This is a genomic window from Pseudoalteromonas sp. MMG033 (assembly GCF_057197785.1).
The window spans coordinates 2,416,836-2,438,575 of the sequence record NZ_CM170070.1 but is presented as its reverse complement, the minus strand read 5'-3'; the positions used below and the strand labels follow the sequence as shown (position 1 = coordinate 2,438,575).

Below are 21,740 nucleotides of genomic sequence, written 5' to 3'. Positions count from 1 at the left end.
TTAACTTCAACCTGCTTGATTCAATCTTGTCTACTTGAAAATTGGTACCACATGTAACGACAATTACACTGCTATTTTTGGAGCTCGAACGCGACTATCAATCATGCCGTTGTCAACATAAACAAGTTTATCAGCGACATCAAAATACCTGTCATCGTGTGAAATCACTATAACCAACTTATTTTGCGCTTTTAGCTCTTTTAATACGTCATTGTAAAAGACGTGCTTGAATTCAGGATCTTGATCCGCTGCCCATTCATCAAATACGTAAACATCTTTGTCTTCTAAAATGGCCACAATCAGTGCCAATCTGCGCCTTTGACCATCGGATAATTTCAAGTTTGAAAACTTACCATTTTCAAACGCCACTTTGTGTTCTAGGGCAAATAACTTCAAATAGTGTGTTATTTTTTCATGTGTTTCTTGTTCGGAGAAAGACGATGTGAGCAGTCGTTCAAAAATGTAATAGTCAGAATATATTGAATAAATTGATTGTCTTACTGACCTGATTGAAGTCCTGTTTACCTCAAAATCATCCAAACTGATACTGCCAGACATCAAGGGGTAATGCAAGCTGAGCATCTTACAGAGCGTCGACTTACCTGAGCCATTTCCGCCGACAATAAAAGTTACACTGCCTTTTTCTAAAGTTAAATTAACTGGGCCTACTTTAAATGAGTCTCGGCTTTGTTGGTGTGTGCCAAGTTGCGACCCCGCCTGCGCTTTGGCGCTGTGGTTGTGCACATACTCCACCTCAGACAATCGCAATTGCTGCCACGTAGGCACAGTGACAGACACCTCATCAATATCCTCTTCCTCCAACTGTTTATAAAGTTGTTCTACTTTTCTAATTGATACTTGCGTCACTGATAGCTGACTAAAAAAGGTCAATAAGATACTGATGGGTGAGGTGATATATAGCAATACCATAATAGTCGGGATAATAGACGACTCAGCAATGGTGCTGTAGTTCACCATCACAAATGCAACGCCACCAATAACGAAGAAACACAGTAACCCACCATAACTCGAAGCCAAACTGAAAATTGCGTACGCCACTTTTTCTTTATCGCGAATATTGATGTCTTCTACATCCAATACGTTCTTACGATATTCAGCTAGCTTCTCATGATCAAGCTTTAGTTCTTTACAGCCATGTACAAGCCCGCGAAACGCTTCTTGTTGGCTATCTCTAAACTCCCTTGCATACGCAAAGTATTTACTACCGAAATGCATCGGCACTTGATAGGTGATAACACCGATAACAATCGCCTTTACGACGAAAATAAACGCATCATAATCAAGAAATGCCAAATAACACAGCATCCCTGCTAAGGTCACGATATTCGTTAGTAAGTTAGGAAATAACTGAGCGCCAGCCATTATCGCAGATACATCCGTGACCAATGTCTGTATTAACTTTGCCTCTCCCACTTTTTCCACAGACACAATAGACGCTTTACTAATACGGCTGTATAAATCACCCCGTAGCTTTACACGAATATCTAAAGCAACAATTGATAAAACCACTTCAGATAGCACCCTGAAGACAAAAATAGACAGGCAGAGAAATAAAAATAACTTAGCAAACCCCGGATTAGATATCTCAAAGCCAAATATCTCTATCACTTGATTCTCAGAGGCAAATAACGCGTCACTGCTGCTAAGCGCACCAACAACCGTTGGGATCAAAGCGGCATAAAACAGGCCAGCAAGTGCCCCAAATAAGATTGCCCAAAAAGTCTTATTAGGCGCATATCGGCCAAATAATGAAATCGCACTCATTGCGCACCTCCGATTGCGATGATATTAATTTGTTCTTTCGCATTCTGTGCGACTTGTAATGTTGGATAACTAAAGAGCTGTCCTTGAGTGAATGAGTCAATAAAATGGGGGTCTATGGCATCTCCAGGATACCCAGAAGGCGCTGACGGGATAGCAAAGTAGCCCTGATCCATTGCCATATCGAATACATTGCGAAAAGCAGTCCCAAAGGTAACTCTAAAGTCCCCTTCAGCTTGATATACTTTGTTTGCCGCATTGATGGTGTTGGCAGATCCTGCTGCTGAAACGTCTCGGCTAAATAAATTACCTAATGTGTTTATCTCACTCAGCGGCCTGTAGCCATAGCGCACATAATGAAATTCATGCCATTGCCAATCGTCTACATCGTCATTGCCTGCAACCTTCTCTAAGGTATCAAGCGCATTGAAAAATGCATCGACAACGATACTTTGACAATCAACTAATTGACACCACTGACCATCCTGTAACTTCAGCTCAGATAAAATAGACTCTTCCGATGAGCGACCAATCAAATTGGCCGCCAGCAAACCACGGTTACTGGTCAAAGGCGTAGGGTTTAACGTGTCATTAAATAGCAGCTGTTGAAAATTAATATACCAATAGGTGTAGATGCTGGCCCCTACGCTCTCCAATGAAAAGTGGCCTTGCCATTGGGTCAACGCCTTTAGCGCTTTGTTTGCTGAACTGGTGTCTGAAAAGCGCGTGTCCTGAAGAATACTCTCAATCACTTGAGCAGTAAAAAGACGGTTTATTAAAGCATGTGCATCAATATCCATATTGTCCATTTGCATCTTTTGCATGAACTTGGTATTGAATGGAACATTACTTTGTATTTGCTGCTCAAGCATCTGTTTTATGCGTCTAAATCGAGTTGAAGGTGCCCATTCACTTGAAATAATAAGCGCTTGCACATCTTCACTTAAAATTTGATTATTTGCCGAAGCAATGTATCCAGCACTTGGATTGAATTGGCTTGGTAAACGAGTGAAGTCGACATAACCACGCCAATTTTCCTGTTCTACTGACTCCATTGCCACAGGCAAGGTTCCCTGCCCTTTCGCTCTTATCGGAAATGCGCCAGCGACTTGAGACGCAATATTTCCAGCGGTATCAGCATAGAGTAAATGTAACCCTGGCGACATTAACTTGGCGCTGGCTTGCTGAAACTCTTGGTGGTTTTGCGCATACTGTAATTGAAAAAATGCTTCAAAACTGGTGTCATTTGGGTCTAGAGCAACCCATTGCAGTGCAAAGTCCCCGGTTGTCGACACTAAAGCGTCAGAGATCACCGGGCCAACATGTGTTTCTCGCACCGTCACTTCGATTGGCTTTATCTCATTTGAGATGACTGATGGGAAGTCAGCACGCACATTAAACACCTCTGTGCGAAATTTAAAAGCACGTGGCCCAGAAGCAGTTTGATAATAACCTTTATCATGGGGCAAAGTATCAATCGCATAGAGATCTTGCTGATCTGCAATGAGGCTTGTCGCTCCCCATGCTATATGTTGATTTCGCCCAAGCACGACGGCTGGGACCCCGACTAAACTCATGCCTGAGAGATGTAATTGGGGTGTTTTTATTGTAATTGGATACCATTGACTTGGCGTCTGAGTGGGTAAGTGAGGGTCATTGGCCAACATAGTTTGGCCACTTTCACTGAGCTGTGCAGAAACAACCCACGCATTACTACCAGATAAAGGTTCTGCCAGTAACCAGGTCGAGCGTAAGTCGGCGGCGGCAGTGTGAAAATCCGCATAACCGATTTCTCTGGTTGTTTCTCTTTTATCCTGATTGACGAGCTTATCAGCAATACTAATGTCAGAGATATCCGCATAAGGATAAAACACTTTAAGTTGCTTCTGTGAGGCCACCTGCAAACCATTTAAGCGATAAATTTCATCATTCATGTTACCACTTAAGTTCAGTGCAAATACCTTTAGCCAAGCCAATGTATCCGCTACCTGCCACGGCTCTGGTTTTAATCCAAACGCCTCAAATACGGCAGGTAGTGACGTTTGTTGCGCTAACCAAAAGTTAATCCCCTTGGTATATGCAACGAGCGCTTGCTGTGCAGGCTCTGACATATTTGCAAAACTAGTTTGCGTATTTTTGTATAAACCGAGTGTACGAATATAAATATCCGTATTGATGGTCGATTTACCATATACCTCACTGAGTCGCCCCTGGGCAAAACGACGCTGCATTTCCAGTTGCCACATACGTTCTGCTGCATGCAAGTAACCTAGTGCATAGTAGGCATCTTGATCGCTATCAGCACGTAAGATCGGCACCTTATTTTGATCAAAGTAAATTGCAACATTTGCATTAATATAACGACTTTCTACCGTCGCAGAGCGTTCGATTGGACTCTGTGTAAATTCACCATAGAGATACAAAAAAATCCCTATTACCGGCAGTACTACAAGCAGGCCAAACCGACTTAGCAATGGAAAAGTTTTCAGAACATTCATAGGTTCAATCACTTTATTTCTTATTATGTATATAATTGTGTAACGTCTCAGCATCAATGCGAGGCCTTGCTACCCCTTGACGACTTAAAAACTCAAATGTTTTTTGTGAACTTAACTGCAATCTCTCAACAGGAACTTCTTTGGTTATTTCTAAGTCACCCACTAAATCTTCCGCAAACAAGTATTCAGCTGTGATCTCTTCTCCAAGCGCTTTAACCTGCCTTAGCCGGTTAATAAACTCAGAGTAAGGCACCATCTCTATATCCAACTTGCCAGCATCATTTAATAACTCCACTAACTGAGAGAAGCTCAATGCAGTGTCATTTGCTAAATGATACACCGGCTCAATATCGGTTGAATTTGCGATACAACACAAGCTCTTGGCGACGAAATCAACGGGTAAAATAGCCGTTTCAAATCGTTCATCTGAAAAGCAACATCCCACATTCTGAATTGTCTCAAACAGCTTAGTCAGCCATTGCTTTTTATCTCCACAACCATGCTGCGTGCTTGCTGAAGTCAATCCTAAACGCACGATACTTAAATCGAAGCCACGTGCTCGCGCATCCAGCATCAATTTCTCAGCAACCCATTTAGTCGCTCTATATCCTTTATTCTCGGTATGTACCTCAGACTCTATCGAGGTACTCTCATCGACAACTCTGTCGCCATCGATATTAAACACACCTGTCGTCGACAAATAAATGATGCGTTTTGCACTCTCTTCACTGGCAAACCGAACAACGTTAATACAGCCTTCGACATTACTCTTTCTCATTTTTTGATATGAGGCGAGGTGGTCCATAAACGTTGCACAGTGATAAATAAGGTCCACTTTTTCACATAATGCGCGATATGACGACTTATCTAATCCAAAGTCAGTCTCCTCAACATTACCGACAACCACCTTGACCCTCAATGCAAAGTCAGCTTGCCATAAACCCTCTTCATGCATGGTTGCTTGTAGGCGTTCAAAAGCGCTCACAGGACAATCACCGCGCATCAAACAATGAATTGTTCTCTGCTCTGTTTGCAAAAGCTGATAGAGCAGATGTCTACCAACAAAGCCAGATGCCCCAGTCACTAAAATATCTCCTTGTTCACAAACATGCGCGCTCAGCGGTTGGATCGAACTCGGTAATATTGCTTCTGATAGCTCTACTGTGTTTGGCTTAAAATCGCCTTCATCTACTAACTCTCGAATGGTAGGGCGACTATATATCAAGCTCAAAGGCGCTTTTATCCCAATATTCTTAAAAGTCTCATGCATGAGACGAATTGCCAAAATTGAGTTGCCACCCAGTGAGAAGAAGTTATCATCGATACCCACTTTTGGTCGTGACAGTACTTCGCTCCATAGCTGACACAACTGAGTTTCAAGCTCATTTCTAGGTTCACTAAACTGACTTTTCACATGTGTATCAAGCGCAAGTAACGCTTTACGGTCAACTTTACCGTTGGCCGTCACGGGCCACGAATCAATCGACTTAATATAAACTGGTATCATGTAGTCAGGTAAAAACTGCGCCAGATCGTTGCGAATATTTGCACTCACGGCAGTGTCATTCATCACATCAACGCCATTGCATTGTACATAGGCAACAAGTTGTTCGCTACCTGCTATATCTTTCAGCATAACCAAAGATGAAACCACCCCTTCAAGTTGATTGATTTGTGCTTCAACCTCGCCAAGTTCGATGCGATAGCCGCGTACTTTAACTTGATGATCAATTCTGCCTAAAAATTCAATATTACCGTCAGGAAGCAAGCGCACTAAATCGCCCGTTTTGTATAAATATCGGCCACTATTACCCTTTGTCTCATCAAAATATGGGTTATCTATAAAGCGTTCACGTGTTAACTCTGGACGATTCAAGTAACCGCGGGCTAATCCATCACCACCAATATGCAATTCACCTTGTGCACCTTGCGCCACAACATTTAAATGCGCATCTAGAATGAGTAGTTGAATATTGTCTATCGGTTTACCAATAGGGACTGTGCCTCGGCTTGTGCCACTGCTACAATCCCAGAAGCTCACATCAATCGCAGCTTCCGTAGGACCATATAGATTATGTAGTTGAGCGTTAGGTAAGGAATCATTGAAGCCTTCAACATGATGAACTTGTAACGCTTCTCCACTACAAAAAACCTGTTCAATGCTGCAACAATTTGAAAAAGCTGGAAAATTGAGTATTGAACCCAGCATTGAGGGCACAAAGTGCAGTTTAGTAATACCATGAGCCTGTATCAATTCGCACAAATACTCTGGATCTTTATGTCCCTCAGGTTTAGCAATTACCAACTGCGCACCATACGCCAATGTCCACATAAACTCCCATACTGACACATCAAAGCTATATGGCGTTTTTTGCAGTATTTTATCTTGCTCAGTGAGTCCGTAAGCTGAATTCATCCAATTTATGCGATTATGCAGTGCTTGGTGCTCTATCATGACGCCCTTTGGCTTACCCGTAGAGCCTGAGGTATAAATAACATAAGCGAGATTGTTTGCGCATAGCCCAGGCACTTCGGGGTTATTAGCAGCATATTGCGTAGCTACGTGATCATCGGCACTGGTTGCAAATCCTGTGATATCAAGTAGTTCACCTTGATAATCGCTCAGCACCTGTGCTGTGACAATATTCGTCAGCAAAACGGATAAGTTTGCATCATCCAACATATAATGAATACGGTCTTGAGGGTAACTCGGGTCGACAGGCACATAAGCCCCCCCCGCTTTCATAATACCCAAAATACCAATTACCATTTCAAAAGAGCGCTCTACAAAAAGGCCAACTAATGTGTCTTTGGTGACGCCATGCTGCGCCCGTAAATAATGCGCCAACTGATTTGCTTTACTGTTCAGCTCACCATAACTCATCACCTGATCTTCAAAGACCAAAGCAGTCTGTGCAGGATTTTGCATAGCGTGTTGTTCAAACATGCTATGTACGCAGCGCGTTTTATCGTAACTGATTGACGTCATATTGTTATCGAAGACCAATTGTGAGATCTCTTGGTCAGATAACATGGCAATGCAGTGCAGAGGAATATGATCATCAATATCATGCGCAATGCTCTGTAAAATATGGCACAAATGCGCATTGATCTGTTGAATATGCGTGTGAGTAAACAAGCTGACATCGTAAATCCAATGCAGTCCAACTCCTTGTTCACTGATACTCATATTGATGGAGATATCAAACTTTGACTGTAAAAAGTCAGCGTTGCGCTGGCGAACACGCACATGCTCTGCATTCAATATAGGTGACACCTCTCCTTGCTTCACACCGTAATCAGTAGAGGTTGTCAACATAATTTGGAACAAGGGGGTGGTAGATAACTCACGAGGTACATCAAGCTTATCGACTAATTGTTCAAATGGAATATCTTGATTAGATTGCGCATCAAGGTGCACTTCTTTAATGTGGGCAAAATAGTCAGACAAACTGCATTGCTCTGTATCAACACGCAACACCAAAGTGTTGACAAAGCAGCCTATCAAGGACTCCAACTCAGCTTGCATGCGATTCGCAACTGGCGTGCCAATCACAATATCGCTGCTATTACTATGACGTGATAGTACTAAAGCAAGTACACCATGCAGTAACATAAATGGCGTTATTTGGTGACGCTCTGCCACAGCCAATAATTGTTTTGCAACCGATGCTGGCAAGCTGGCTTCGACATCAGCTCCTTGGTGTTGCTTTCGTTTCGGTCTGGGCAAGTCTAACAGTAATCCATGCTCTGAGGGCACATCTTGCAATTGTGATTGCCAGTAGTCTAGCTGGGAGTCGAGCGCTTCTTTTTCTAAATATGCTCTTTGCCAATGCGCATAATCTCCATACTGTAAGGACAATGGCTTCAATGGGTTATCTCGCCCACTCATAGAGGCCCCATATAGTGCAAAACACTCTTGGCTTAACAAGGCACTAGACCAACCGTCTGAGGCAATATGGTGTAAGTTTAACAGTAAAATGCCAGAGTTTGGGCCCACGTGCAGGTAACTGACGCGGATCGGCAAGTCACAGCTTAGGTCAAATGCGCGTGCGATATCGGCAGCAATGAGCCTTTTAGCTTCCTCATTTTGAGCGCTATTTTTAAGGCTGCTAATATCGTATTGCATGATTGAAAAGTTAATTTCCTCGCAAGATAGAATACGCTGCCAAGCTTGGCCCGCGTCTTCGATATACACAGTGCGTAAAACTTCGTGTCGTGCTATCAAAGTTTTGAAGGTTTGTGTGAGTACATGTAAATCAAGGCTTCCTTCAACATCGAATACTTGCGGCATGTGATATTCAGTAGAGTGACCCTGAAGCTTATCGATAAACCACAGCCTTTGCTGAGCAAAGGATAAAGGCAGTGTCTGCATCTGCTGTGTCACCGGCACGATTGCCGCGCGCTCTGAATCTGCCGCTTGCTGCGCAATACACTGTGTCATTTCACTCAAGCGTGCATTTAAAAACACGTCTTTAACTGTAATTTCCGCCCCGCACTGCACGCGGACTTCATTGAGCAATCGAATAGACAGTAGTGAATGGCCGCCTATTTCAAAGAAGTGTGTATGCGGTGTGATCTCTGCTCGATCAATATCTAATAAATCCGCCCAAATAGCCGCTAACTGCGCTTCTTGTGGAGTACATTGTCGGCTTTGCGAAGCCGCACTGTGATCGGGTACCACCAAGGCTTGCTTATCTAGCTTGCCACCTGATAAACGCGGTAATTTAGGTGCAATCACATACACACGCGGAATCGCATAATGAGTAAGATACCTTGATAGGTGCTCATTGCAGCTTTGCTCCCATGCTTGCTGACTCAATGGACTATCTGACTCGATAAATGCAACCAACTGGGGCTGCCCGTGAAGCACTGCCAATTTTACAACTGCCAACTTCACATCTGCCATTTGTTGTAAATAATGCTCAACTTCTGCAGGCTCTAGTCGATGCCCATTCAAGTTAAGCTGTGCGTCGTTTCGACCGATATAGGAAATTGAATGGTCATTTAGGTAATAGGCTAAATCACCTGTTTTATATACACGGCCTTTCACAGGGTGCATGACAAAGCTTGGATGCTGCGCCAAGCTATCCAAATAACCTAAGCTTAGGTTTTCACTGACGATACATAATTCACCTACTTCACCTTGGACACAAAGTTGATCTGCTGCATTCCTAATTTCCAAGACACAGTCAGGGCTATGCACTTGAATAGGGATAATGACCCCTGATTGCTCAGCTGCATTTACCTGATAATACGTCAACGCCCGTTGTGACTCTGTCGTGCCATAGCAATTATATAAAATACTTGTGGGGAGCAGCTCCCTCGCTTTGTCTACCAAGCTGGTTTGCAGTGGCTCACCGGTAATAAATACATGCTTAAGCGCCGCTACTTTGCGTGCTTCTCCTAAAATCAATGACAACATTGATGGCGTAACATGGCTTACCTCAATTGCTTGATCAATAAACCACTGAGATACCTGACCGGACTGTAGAATATGTTCAGGCGGAATATGTAAATGTGCACCACAGCAAAGCGCGCCATAGATATCTCGCTGTAACGGATCTGCCATTAAACCTGACAACATAGATACATTCATACCGACTTTAAAGCCGTACTTTTCTGGTAGCCAAGATAAATAATTGCTCAGCCCAGCATGCTTGCCAACAACCGCTTTACTGAGGCCCGTTGAGCCAGATGTAAAGGTAATGCAAGCCGCCTGCTCTGCACTTACATTCGCATCCGGTAACTTACCAAATACAGTTAATTCATCACTTGAAAAACACGCTGGCATAACAACGGTGGGGTGCCCAGTTTGTTCTTGATTGCCTTGCTCACTGGTCACAATGACCAAATCAACATCAATACTGCTCAATAGCTCTGACTTTTTCTCGGCTGCCACCTGGTAGTCAATATTACTGTAAATCGCCCCCAGTTTATGGACTGCAAACATCGCAATGACAGTATTGAGAGAACGCGTGGCCATTATCGCCACGCGGCTCTGTGTCTGAACACCTGCTTCAGCAAGCACCACCGCAAAGTATTCAATTTGATTTTGTAATGCGTGGTAGGTGATGTTTTGAGTTGGCGTTGACACCGCTATATTTTGCGGGTGTTGTTCTGCTTGTTGACAGAATCTTTGCCACACGGACCCTTGCCAATGATCCACATCATCTAATCTATGACTTGGCGCCGAGCCCAGTGACAAACGATGACAGTCAAGATCAGCTCTCTGCGTGACCTGCTCTAATAAATGAAGATAACAATCAAGTAACGCACGAACGGTTGCATAATTGTAGTCTTTCGCCAAGTAATGACAGGCGATCCGCACTGTTGAAGTTAAATCTTCCGCATAGATGTTGATCGGAAACTTGGTATCCACTTCTGAAACTTGCGCATACTGCGCCTCAAAACCAAGCTCTGTCGAATTATTGTATTGCTGCTCTGGCATGCTCAACATATTAAACACATAATGAAACAAGCTGCCTTCTTGTGACGTGCGCTCATTACTAACCAATTGAAGGATATGTTCAACCGGTAAGTCTTGATGGGATAATACACTGTTTAAATTTTCGATTTGCAGCGCAAAGAAGTGTTCAAACGTTTCATTTTCACTCACTTTATAACGCACTGGCAGCACGTTTAAAAAGACCCCTAACATCGATTGAGTGCCACTTACATGCCGACCCGATACAGGCATACCCACAGTAATATCATTATGTCCAGTGAGGCGGGTAATAGTCAGCGCAAATACCGCTTGCAATAGGTAGGTTAAACTTGCCCCTTTAGCCGCTGCGTACGCTTGCAAATTATCTCGTAAACGCCGCGGCAGCATTATCTCTACAGGACCATGAGGAACGTCACTGTCTAATAACCGAGGTAAACGGATCTCCTCATGTGTGCCTTTAAGATAGTCCTTCCAAAAATCACATTGCTCTACGTACCCATCAGATTCAATCCAGCGATGCTGACTCGCTGCGAAATCGGCATATTGCAGCGCTAAAGGCGGCTGGACCGAATTTTGACCTTGCATGAGCTCAGTATAAATAGATAAAAACTGACTGATAAAGATCCCTTGAGACCACCCATCAGAAATAATGTGATGCATGTTAAGGTGAATATGGTGCACATCCGATTGACGTTTAATGACGAGCACCCGAAATAAAGGAGCCATTTCAAGATTAAAGGCTTTGGTATCATGCAAATGGCGCAGCGCTTTTTGTTCTTGCTCACTCAACTGCTCAGTTGTTAAATCAATATAGCGACAATCTAACTCACCATGCTGGGCAATGCGCATATAAGGCTCATCATTGACCACCTCAACATGCATTCTGAGTAATTCATGTTGCGCGATCATCTGCTTAAGCGCTGATTTTAAACACGCTAAATCGAATGCGCCTTTGATATCTACAGCCATCGGCATGTTGTGCTCATTCGTCCCTGGCCTTAATTGTTCAATAAACCAGAATCGATATTGAGACAGAGACAATGGATAGCGTATGGCAACCTCATCTCGCTTCGCGAGTTTCATCAGTGTTGTTGAAGCACTGGCATTTGCCATCCCTACCACATTTGGCGCTGCCAAAAATTGAGAAAATGACAACTCAAGTCCCAACTCATCACAAGCCCGTTGCAGTAATTGGATCAATAACACTGAATGACCGCCCAGCTCAAAAAAGTTGGCTTGCGTACTAACCTTCTGAGGTTCTAATTTGAGTAGTTCAGCCCAGATCTGCACCAACTTGTGTTCTATTTCACTATTAGGTGCTACATAATCCAGCGTGAGAATAGACCAATCAGGCTCGGGTAGTCGTTGGGTATCTAGTTTGCCATTTTTGGTCAAAGGCCACTGCATCACTTGCACCCACAACTGTGGAATCATGTACTGAGGTAAACGCGTGATCAGAGCTGCTTTTAGCCTATCCTTAAAGGCACTTAACTCATCAGAGGGAATGTCTTTTTTCGGTTTAAAATACGCAATCAGCGCTTCGTCTTTAACCTGCACACTCACAGAGTCGATATCATCATGATGGACGATTGCCTGCTCAATCTCTCCAAGTTCAACCCGTAAACCACGAATTTTGACTTGCTCATCATTACGACCAACATATTGTAAATTGCCATCAGGACGGTAATACACTAAATCGCCTGTGCGATACAATAATTCAGAACTGTTGCTCTGTTGCTTGTCAAAATACGGGTTTTGAATAAACTTTTGCGCGTTGAGTTCTGGCCGATTTAAATACCCCTGAGACAAACAACTGCCACCAATATATAGCTCGCCAATCGCACCATATGGTGTCAGCTTTTGCGCTTCATCTAACACCAATAGTTGCGTATTGACTATCGGGCGGCCGATGTGAATATACGCATCATGTTCAGCCTCTTCGATGTTCTCACGCGTTACGGTTTCATAACTACAGCCAACCGTCGCTTCCGTGGGTCCATATTCGTTAATGATTGAAGCCGCGGGGAAGTAACGCAATAATTTGTCAGCGAGCTCTTTAGACAAAGCCTCGCCGCCTAACACAATTATGTGGGCTGTATCACTGATATGGGAAAAGTTTAAGTTTTGAATATGCGTCGGAGTCAATTTAAATAACCCAGCTTCTGTCGTATTCATAGCAGCTTCTAAGTAATTGAATAGCTGCTCTTTCCCCTCTGCTAATGCCAAATATCCGCCAGCTAACCAACCTCCAAATAGGGAGGTCACCGTCGCATCAAAACTGAGAGATGTCGCGAGCACTGAGTGACTGATATCACCGTGAAAATAATCGTTCACTTGATACAAATAATTTGCCAAACTGCGATGTGCAACGCGTACGCCTTTAGGCTTTCCGGTAGAGCCTGAGGTGTAAATGACATAGGCCGTGTCATCGATAGTGCAACTCGCCGTAGGGTTATTGCTCTGATAATGAGAGAGTTCAAGCCTATTTATACAAAGCGTTTTTTCGCCGTTCAATATCAGCGAACTCAACTCAGTATGAGTCAATAAAAGTGCAATATCACTGTCAATAATGATGTCATTCAGACGCTCTGTGGGTTGTTCAGGGTCAAGCGGTAAATAGGCCCCACCCGCTTTGAGTACGGCAAGTACAGCAACCACCATATCAATAGAGCGCGTTAAATGTATGCCGACAATTTGATTGGCCCCAACACCATGACATTCCTTAAGGTAATGTGCCAATTGGTTAGCTCGCGCGTTAAGTTGCGAATACGTCAACGTCGTTTGCCCATGCAGCACCGCTATGTCTTGGGCACACGCGTCTACCTGGGATTCAAAATATTCATGTAATCGACGCTCAGCCCCAATGTCTCGCTGCGTTTCATTTAACGTATACAACTGGTTTTGCTGCTCTTGTTGCGACAAAATATTGAATGAAGCCAAAGGCTCACTTTCCAGTGTAGGCGCCAAAGCTATCGCATTTAATGCCGCGCTGAAATGTGTATCCAATCGAGCAATAAATGCTGCATCAAACAATGCAGTATCATATCGCCAACCAATGTCCAAACCATGCTCGTTGAGTGTAACCTCAACTTCTAAATCGAATTTCACTTTAACAGCAGCCGGTCTAGCAGGAGTAAGCGTCATACCAGCCAAGGTTGCACTGCTGCCACCTGGGCGACTTGACGTATCCGTATTCACCGTTAGCATAATTTGAAATAGCGGTGTATACGCCTCACTGCGATGATGGCCAAGTGCTTCAACTAACTGTTCAAAAGGCACATCTTGATTTGCATGGGCTGCGGTATTCACTTCCTTAATGTGTGCGATGTACTCGCCAAAGGTGTCATAATTTGTCGTCGCACGCAGCACCAGCGTATTGACGAAAAAGCCGATAAGAGGTTCTATCTCAGGCTGTAATCGCCCAGAAATAGGGGTGCCAATCACCACATCATGGCTGTTACTATATTTCGATAAGATAAGTCCCAGCGCCCCATGAATTAACATAAACGGAGTCATTTGCTGCTGTCGCGCCTGTGCCATCAAACTAGCTGCCAATGTGTTTGGTAACTCGCTGTGTAACAGCGCCCCATTATTCTGTTTTTTACTTGGTCTGCTTAATGGTAAGTTCAAACTGTGTAGTTCAGGTAAGTCTGACAGGGCTTGTTGCCAATATTCGAGCTGCTGTGCGAATTTATTGTCGTCAACATGATGGTTTTGCCAATGAGCAAAGTCCGCATATTGGATCGCCAGCGGTGCGATTTGCGGTGTCTCTTTCCCTGCCAGAGCGTTATAGAGATAGCCAAACTCATTCGTGAATACCGCTTGTGACCAACCATCACAAGCAATATGATGCATGCACACCAGCAATACACCCTGATTTTGTGCAAGCTTGATAAAGCAAGCTCTGATCATCAAATCAGAACTCAAATCAAACGCCTTTTCCCCTTGTTGTTGCAACAGACGAGATAGCTGCGCCTGCTGTACTTGCTCACTGCCACAATCCGACAAATCATACTGTGTAAGTTTAAGTGCTTGAGGCTGTGCTGAATTGATCAGCTGCACCGCCTGCCCTTGTCGTTCAACATACACAGTGCGCAAGATTTCATGACGCGCAACTATCAAATTCAGCGCCTGCTCGACAAGCTCTGGATGGCATATACCATCCACCTCAAATACCATCGGCATATTGTACTCTGCAGAGCTGCCTTGCATTTTATCTACCATCCAAAGACGACGCTGTGCAAATGACAGCGGCATCTCAGGTGATATCCTTGCTACTGGCAAAATAGCAACCGGGCTTGTTTCAGACACTTTTTTCAGCCAGTCTACTAACTGGCTTTTACAATCACGTATTTTTCCTACCAACTGAGGGGTTAAATTTTCTTTTTTACCAACTACTTTTATTTGGTTTTCTTCGTTTAAAGCTAATTTTATACCGCATTCATTTAGTTCCAATAACAACGAATCTAAACTCATATTAATAGCTCCACATCATCCTCAGCGGCTTCATAATCATCATCGATGCGCACATTGGATTTCGCAATTTTATCACTGATTAAATGTGCTTGAGCGGCAACCGTTTGTGCCTCGGCGATCTCAGCCATCCCCAGCTCTATCTGGTACTCTGATTGCAAACGGTTTAATAACTGGATCAGCAGCAGTGAGTGTCCGCCTAAGCTGAAAAATGCGATATCAGTACTGATTGTATCTTCACCTTGCTCGAGGACTGCCGACCAAATAGCGCGTACTTTTTGCTCCAGTTCATTTGCAGGTTCGCATACTTCACCATGTAACACGTCATAATTCGCCAAGGCTTTGCGATCGGTTTTACCACTGATAGTTAATGGAAACTCATCAAGTACAACAAGATTATCAGGCACCATATACGCAGGTAAGTAAGCACTTAATTCTTTTATTAGCTCTGATTTTAGTATGCTTTCGTCTTGCTCTGACGATGCCATAATAAAGCCAATTAAATGCTCTGAGCCAGCAACTTTTTTGGCTATTACAGCAGCGCTGATCACACTTGGGTGATTTAGAAGTACAGCTTCAATCTCACCTAATTCAACCCTGAAGCCACGTACTTTCACTTGATCGTCAATGCGTCCTAGATATTCTATACTGCCATCTTCTAACCAGCGCGCTAAATCTCCTGTTCGGTATAAACGACGCCCCGCAATGATGCCCTGCTCACCGGTAACAAAGCTTGCTTGCGTCAACTCAAGCTGGTTTATATACCCTCTCGCCAATGGCGTGCCAGTGATCATCAACTCACCAGCGGTGCCTATAGGCGCTACATTGCCTTGGTTCACAATATACAGCCCCGTATTTTGTATCGGATAACCTATTGATGAGCATGTCGGGTTTTTAGGACATGCCCAAGCACTCACCTCAATGGTGGCTTCTGTTGGACCATATAAATTATAAAGCGGTACACGCCCTACACACTGATAAAACTGATTGATGGTCTCGATGTCCAATAGTTCACCACTGCAAAAGACCTGACGCACAGAATTCTGCTGTGGCCACTCAAATTGCAAGATGGATTTCAGCATTGAAGGCACAAAATGCAATGTCGTAATTTGCTCTGATACGACCAAAGACAGCAAATAAGCAGGGTCTTTATGCCCTTGTGGTTTAGCCACAATCATTTGCGCCCCGAAACACAAAGGCCACATAAACTCCCATACAGATACATCAAAACTAAACGGCGTTTTTTGTAGAAGCTTATCTTCTTTGGTGATTGGGTACGTTTTTTGGCCCCACTCAATTCGGTTAACTAACGACTTATGCTCAACCATTACCCCTTTGGGTTCACCTGTTGAACCAGAAGTAAAAATCACATATGCCAAATTTGACGCGCCGATGTCTACTTTTGGACGAGCAATATTAGATGCCTGAGCCAGCAACTCAACACTCAATGACTGCACTTCTGGCAGCTCAGTTACACTAGAAGATTGAGTAATCACAATCTTTAAATTAGCCGTTGTAATAATTTTATCGATACGCTTTTGAGGATACTCGGGTTCCAGCGGCACATAAGCCGCACCAGCTTTCAAGACACCAAGAATAGCAACCACCATTTTTTCAGAGCGCTCTAAATGAATGCCCACAAGCGTTTCGGGCTTTACCCCTTGTGCAATCAAGCTATTTGCTATTGCATTCGCTTGCTGCTCTAACTGTTCATAACTCAGCGTTGTGTTGTCAAATTTAACCGCAATATCACTTGGGCTGTTATCAATCACATCCTCAATTAGGTGATGAATACATCGCTCATCCGAAAATGGCACATTGGTTTCATTCCACTTAAGTATGTGCGTTTCATCTTCTTGAGATAATAAGCACACCTGATTATGCGCAACTTCCAAATCGCGGAGCATATGGTCAAACACCTGATCATACAGGCTCGCCATCCGTGCAATCGTTTCATCTGTGTAAAGTTCATCTACATAGCTTAATTGCAAATCAATTGTGCGACTGAGCTCACCTACGCCTCGAGAGAAGTTTACTTGAAACTTAAATGTGGTCTCTTCAAAAAATGAAGACTGCTCTAACTGCATTTCCTGCTCGTTACTGTCTGTTTGCTGCGTGTTATTTGCAACCTCTTCCATGACATGGAAGTGCGTATAATTAAACAGTACTTCGCCAAACTCTTTGTCCACCAGCCTTTGAATATTGGCGAGAGGGAAACGTCGATATTCATTCGATTGCGTCAAACGCGTTGCAATTTGACTGATAAGGTCGCGCCAACTTCCTTGACCACACTGGCCACTAATTGGCAGAGTATTTAAATAAAGCCCAAAGCTTTCTTCAGCTTCAGCAAGCTCGGGACGGCCATTTGCGACGGTACATGAAACGACGTGCTCATAACCTGAAATAACCGAAAGAACTTTTAAGTGACCAGCCATCAAGACCGCTTGCACTGGCACACCTAGCTGCTCACTCAAGTCTAATACCTTAGCGGCATGTGCATCAAATGCATCAACTGAATGGGTATTTTTAAAGGATGAATAGCTGGCCAAATTATTGGCTGGGATCTGACTTGTTGGCACATTCTCCAAATCTTCTGCAAAAAATGCCGCAGCTTTATCATCCGCAAGACTATTAGCTTCCAATGCGACAAACTCTTTGAAACACCAATTGACGTTGCTCTTTTCTAGCGACTCTCCACGTAACAACTGTGAGTAAATCTGATAAAGGCTATTACTCAACTTAGCTCGGCTCCAGCCATCTAAAATTGCGTGGTGGAAGCTGAAGATCATTTCAAAGCAATCTTCTTCACATAAGAAGATTTTAAACTGGAAAAGTGGCCCATTTTGCCAGTCAAAGCGGTGTAATTTGCGCGCTTCTATCCACTGTTCAATATGACTATTTTGCTCCGCCTTATCTAAATGCTGCAGTGACTCAAATACCAGCGGTACTTCATAGTGTGTATTCACAAACTGTAAAGGCCTTTCGCCATCAAGGTAAAAACCAGTTCGCAAAATAGGCTGACTATGGATGAGGATATCGAGCGCTTTTTCGAATAGCGCAGCATCCCAACGATAGCGCACTCTATCACGCAATAAATCATGATATACACCCGTAAAGCCAGTCAACATAGACTGATATACCATGCCTGTTTGTAATGAGGTCAATGGGTAAATATCTTCAACATCATGCTGTGCGCTGATCAGCGCTTTTTCCTCTGGCGAGATCAACGCATAGGGTTGCACATACTCGTGAGCTTTCACTTCTCCGCTATGAATCGCAGCTAAAGCCAGTTCTTTAATAGTTTGATTATTGAAAATATCCTGTACTGAAATATCTATCCCTTCCTGATTTAGAAGAGAAATTACACGAATAGATAAAATTGAATCACCGCCCAAGGAGAAAAAGTTATCATTGATACTGACTTGCTCTAATTCAAGTACTGCGCACCATGCTTTGGCAATGCGCAGCTCCATGTCCGTGCTTGGCGGTTCAATATCTTCGTTGCTTGTCAGCTCACCCAGTTGCGCTTCAAGCTGACGTGTATTGACCTTGCCATTCACTGTCAGCGGGATCTCAGCGAGCTCAACCAATGTGTGCGGTACCATATGGTTTGGTAACTTATTACGAAGTGCGGCTCTTAGCGCGTGAACATCAACTTCAGATTGATCCGTAACGTAGAACCCAGCGAGCGTGTTTAGTCCTTGTTTCTTGTGTACAATCACAGCTGATGCGGTTACTTGGGGTAAATCAGAGAGTGCTCTTTCAATTTCCCCTAACTCAATTCTAAATCCACGCACCTTAACTTGATTATCCGCGCGACCTAGGTACTCAAGCTCTTGATCAATGTTATATCTCGCGAGATCACCAGTGCGATATAACGTGCGCCCCCCTAAGTTTGGTAAAGTTACAAACCTCTCATGCGTGAGATTCTCTCTTTGCCAATAGCCTCGGCTCACCCCTGCACCTGCAACAAACATTTCACCTACCGCGCCATTTGGCACAGGTTGAAAGTGCTGATCCAGTAATACAATAGCCAAATCATCCAACGGCGCACCAATTAAGCTTGCGCTACCAGATTCAATATCGTGTTGATAGATCCGGCGATACGTTACATGAACCGTTGTTTCGGTAATCCCATACATATTTACCAGATGCGGACTTTCGTCGCCATGACGTGCTACCCACCCTCGCAATTGCGAAAAGTTTAACGCCTCTCCGCCAAACACCACCGCGCGTAATGCCAATTTCAGCATCTGTGCCTGATCTTGATCCATAAACTGATTAAACGCTGTTGGCGTTTGGTTCAAAATGGTCACTCGATTATCGTGCACTAACTGATAAAAGTCTTTTGGTGAACGTGCAATCTGCTCTGGCACAATCACTAACGTACCGCCGTGCAGCAACGGCCCCCAAATCTCCCAAACAGAGAAATCAAAAGACACTGAATGAAACAGGGTAAATACATCATTGTGATCAAAGTTAAAGTACTGCTCACTCGCTGCAAATAGTCGCTGCACATTGCTGTGCTCAACCATCACACCTTTTGGCTTACCAGTCGAACCCGAGGTATAAATAATATATGCCAACTGATTTATATGCGACGCCGCTGGGCGCGCTAAATCCGTATTTGCATACTGTGCTAACTTAGCCTCATTGGCTTCGCTATCTATCGCAAATACAGAGACATCCTCGCTGTGTACCAGTGTATCAGCCACTTGAGTTTCGCTTAAAATCAACGATAGCTGAGCATCGCTAAGCAAATAGCTAATACGCTCTTGTGGATAATCTGGGTCTATCGGGACATACGCACCACCCGCTTTTAAAATGCCCAATAACGCAATTAACATGTTCGTAGAGCGAGTCATACACAAGCCAATCAGATCATCTGGTGCAATGCCTTGCTCACGCAAATAATGGGCTATCTGATTCGCCGCTTGATTCAATTGAGCATACGTTAACGCGTCATTTTGATATCGGATAGCAATTGCATTAGGTGTACATTTGGCGTGGTGCTCAAAACGTTCATGCAGTAATTGAGTGGGTGTAAAATCAGGCAAACTATCTACATCGGCTAAACTATGTTGTATTTGCTTTTCACCCATTAATGGCAGTGTTTGAATAGCTTGATCTGCAGAGTGCGTCACTGCCTCCAATAGATGATTTAAGTGCTCGCCCATTTGAGCAATGCGCTCAGGTGCAAATAAATCACTGTTATATACCCATTGTAAGTTTAGGCCATTATCCGTCTCTACCACATTGAGCATTAAATCAAACTTGGCTTGAACTTGCGCGCCCTCCACAGCTTCAATATGGAGATCCGTATTACCCGCACTCCCTTGCACTTGCTCATTATTGTCCATCGATAACATGATTTGAAATAATGGCGATATTGCAGGGTCTCGAGTTGGCACTAGACGCTCAACTAACATTTCAAAGGGCACATCTTGGTGAGATTGTGCTTGTGTATTGACTGTTTTGATATGTCGCAGATAGTCAGTAAAGCTGACATTTTCAGCACTATTACTTCTCAAGATTAAGGTATTAACGAAAAAACCAACCAAGGGGGCTAAGGATTTTTGTAAGCGATTCGCCACCGGTGTGCCAATCACAATATCGTCGCTATTGCTGTAGCGAGAAAGTAACAGGCTGAAACACGCATGGATCACCATAAATAAGGTCGCCTGCTCTTTGAGCGCCAGCGCCTTCAGTGATTGTAATACGTCATTAGAGACCCCAGTTTCAACACTGGCGCCTCTGTGTGACGCAATACGACCTCTTGGCTGATCTAAAGGCAAACTGTGTACCATCGGTAAATCACTGAGCTGTTCTGCCCAATAATTGATTTGCTGGTCTAATACATCACCTTGCAACCAACTGCGCTGCCACTGCGCATAATCAAGGTATTGAATTGGCAATGGTGGCAATGAGGCACTTGTTCGGCCCTCTTTTATGGCTTGATAATGGGCATTAAACTCACTGATCAATACTCGCATTGACCAGCCATCAGAGGCTATATGATGCATATTACACATCAGTATGCCTTCGTTTTCTGCACACTTAATAAACCCAGCCTTGAGCATTACATCCTGATTTAAATTAAATGCATATTGGCTAAATCGAGACATGATTGTATTTAATGAACCCGTCTTAATTTGCTCATCTAGGGCACTTAAATCATAACGCTCAAGGGAAAAGTTGGCTTCCTCGTTCACATATTGCCAGCATCCTTGCTCATCATTGTGATAGACAGTTCTCAATACTTCATGGCGAGCAATAATCGCCATGAATGCCTGCTCGGCGATGTCTTCATCAAACGCCCCAATAACTTTGAAATTATCACACATATTGTAATGTGCGCTACCAGACTCCATTTGGTCAATAAAGTACAAACGTTGTTGCGCAAAAGATGCCTGATAACGGGGTTGATCGCGACTTATTTTTATAATCTCAGGGCGCTGACCTGATTGCTCTGCAAATTTCTTTTTTGCCAGTAACGCCGCTAATTTTTTACGATCTACAGATGAATTCATCCTATTGAT

Annotated in this window: 4 protein-coding genes; all 4 read right to left on the bottom strand. The window is 43.7% G+C overall.

What is annotated here, in order from left to right; translation table 11 throughout:
* Window positions 1-63: 63 nt before the first annotated feature.
* Genes AC2CZC_RS10545 through AC2CZC_RS10530 form a run of 4 tightly spaced genes read right to left on the bottom strand, consistent with a single transcriptional unit; the run spans window position 64 to window position 21,731 of the window.
* Window positions 64-1,785, bottom strand: coding sequence for a cyclic peptide export ABC transporter (locus AC2CZC_RS10545; protein ID WP_484584793.1), 1,722 nt, complete (start codon window positions 1,783-1,785; stop codon window positions 64-66).
* On the bottom strand, window positions 1,782-4,280 hold the full coding sequence (locus tag AC2CZC_RS10540) for a penicillin acylase family protein (RefSeq protein WP_484584792.1): 2,499 nt from the start codon (window positions 4,278-4,280) through the stop codon (window positions 1,782-1,784). Before AC2CZC_RS10540 ends, AC2CZC_RS10545 begins: the two co-directional genes overlap by 4 nt.
* 13 nt (window positions 4,281-4,293) lie before the next feature.
* The gene (locus tag AC2CZC_RS10535; RefSeq protein WP_484584791.1) at window positions 4,294-15,204 is read right to left on the bottom strand and encodes a non-ribosomal peptide synthetase; all 10,911 of its coding nucleotides are present in this window, start codon (window positions 15,202-15,204) and stop codon (window positions 4,294-4,296) included.
* Entirely contained in the window at window positions 15,201-21,731 is a 6,531-nt protein-coding gene (locus AC2CZC_RS10530) for an amino acid adenylation domain-containing protein (protein WP_484584790.1), read from the bottom strand. The genes AC2CZC_RS10535 and AC2CZC_RS10530 overlap by 4 nt, the downstream gene beginning before the upstream one ends.
* Window positions 21,732-21,740 lie beyond the last annotated feature (9 nt).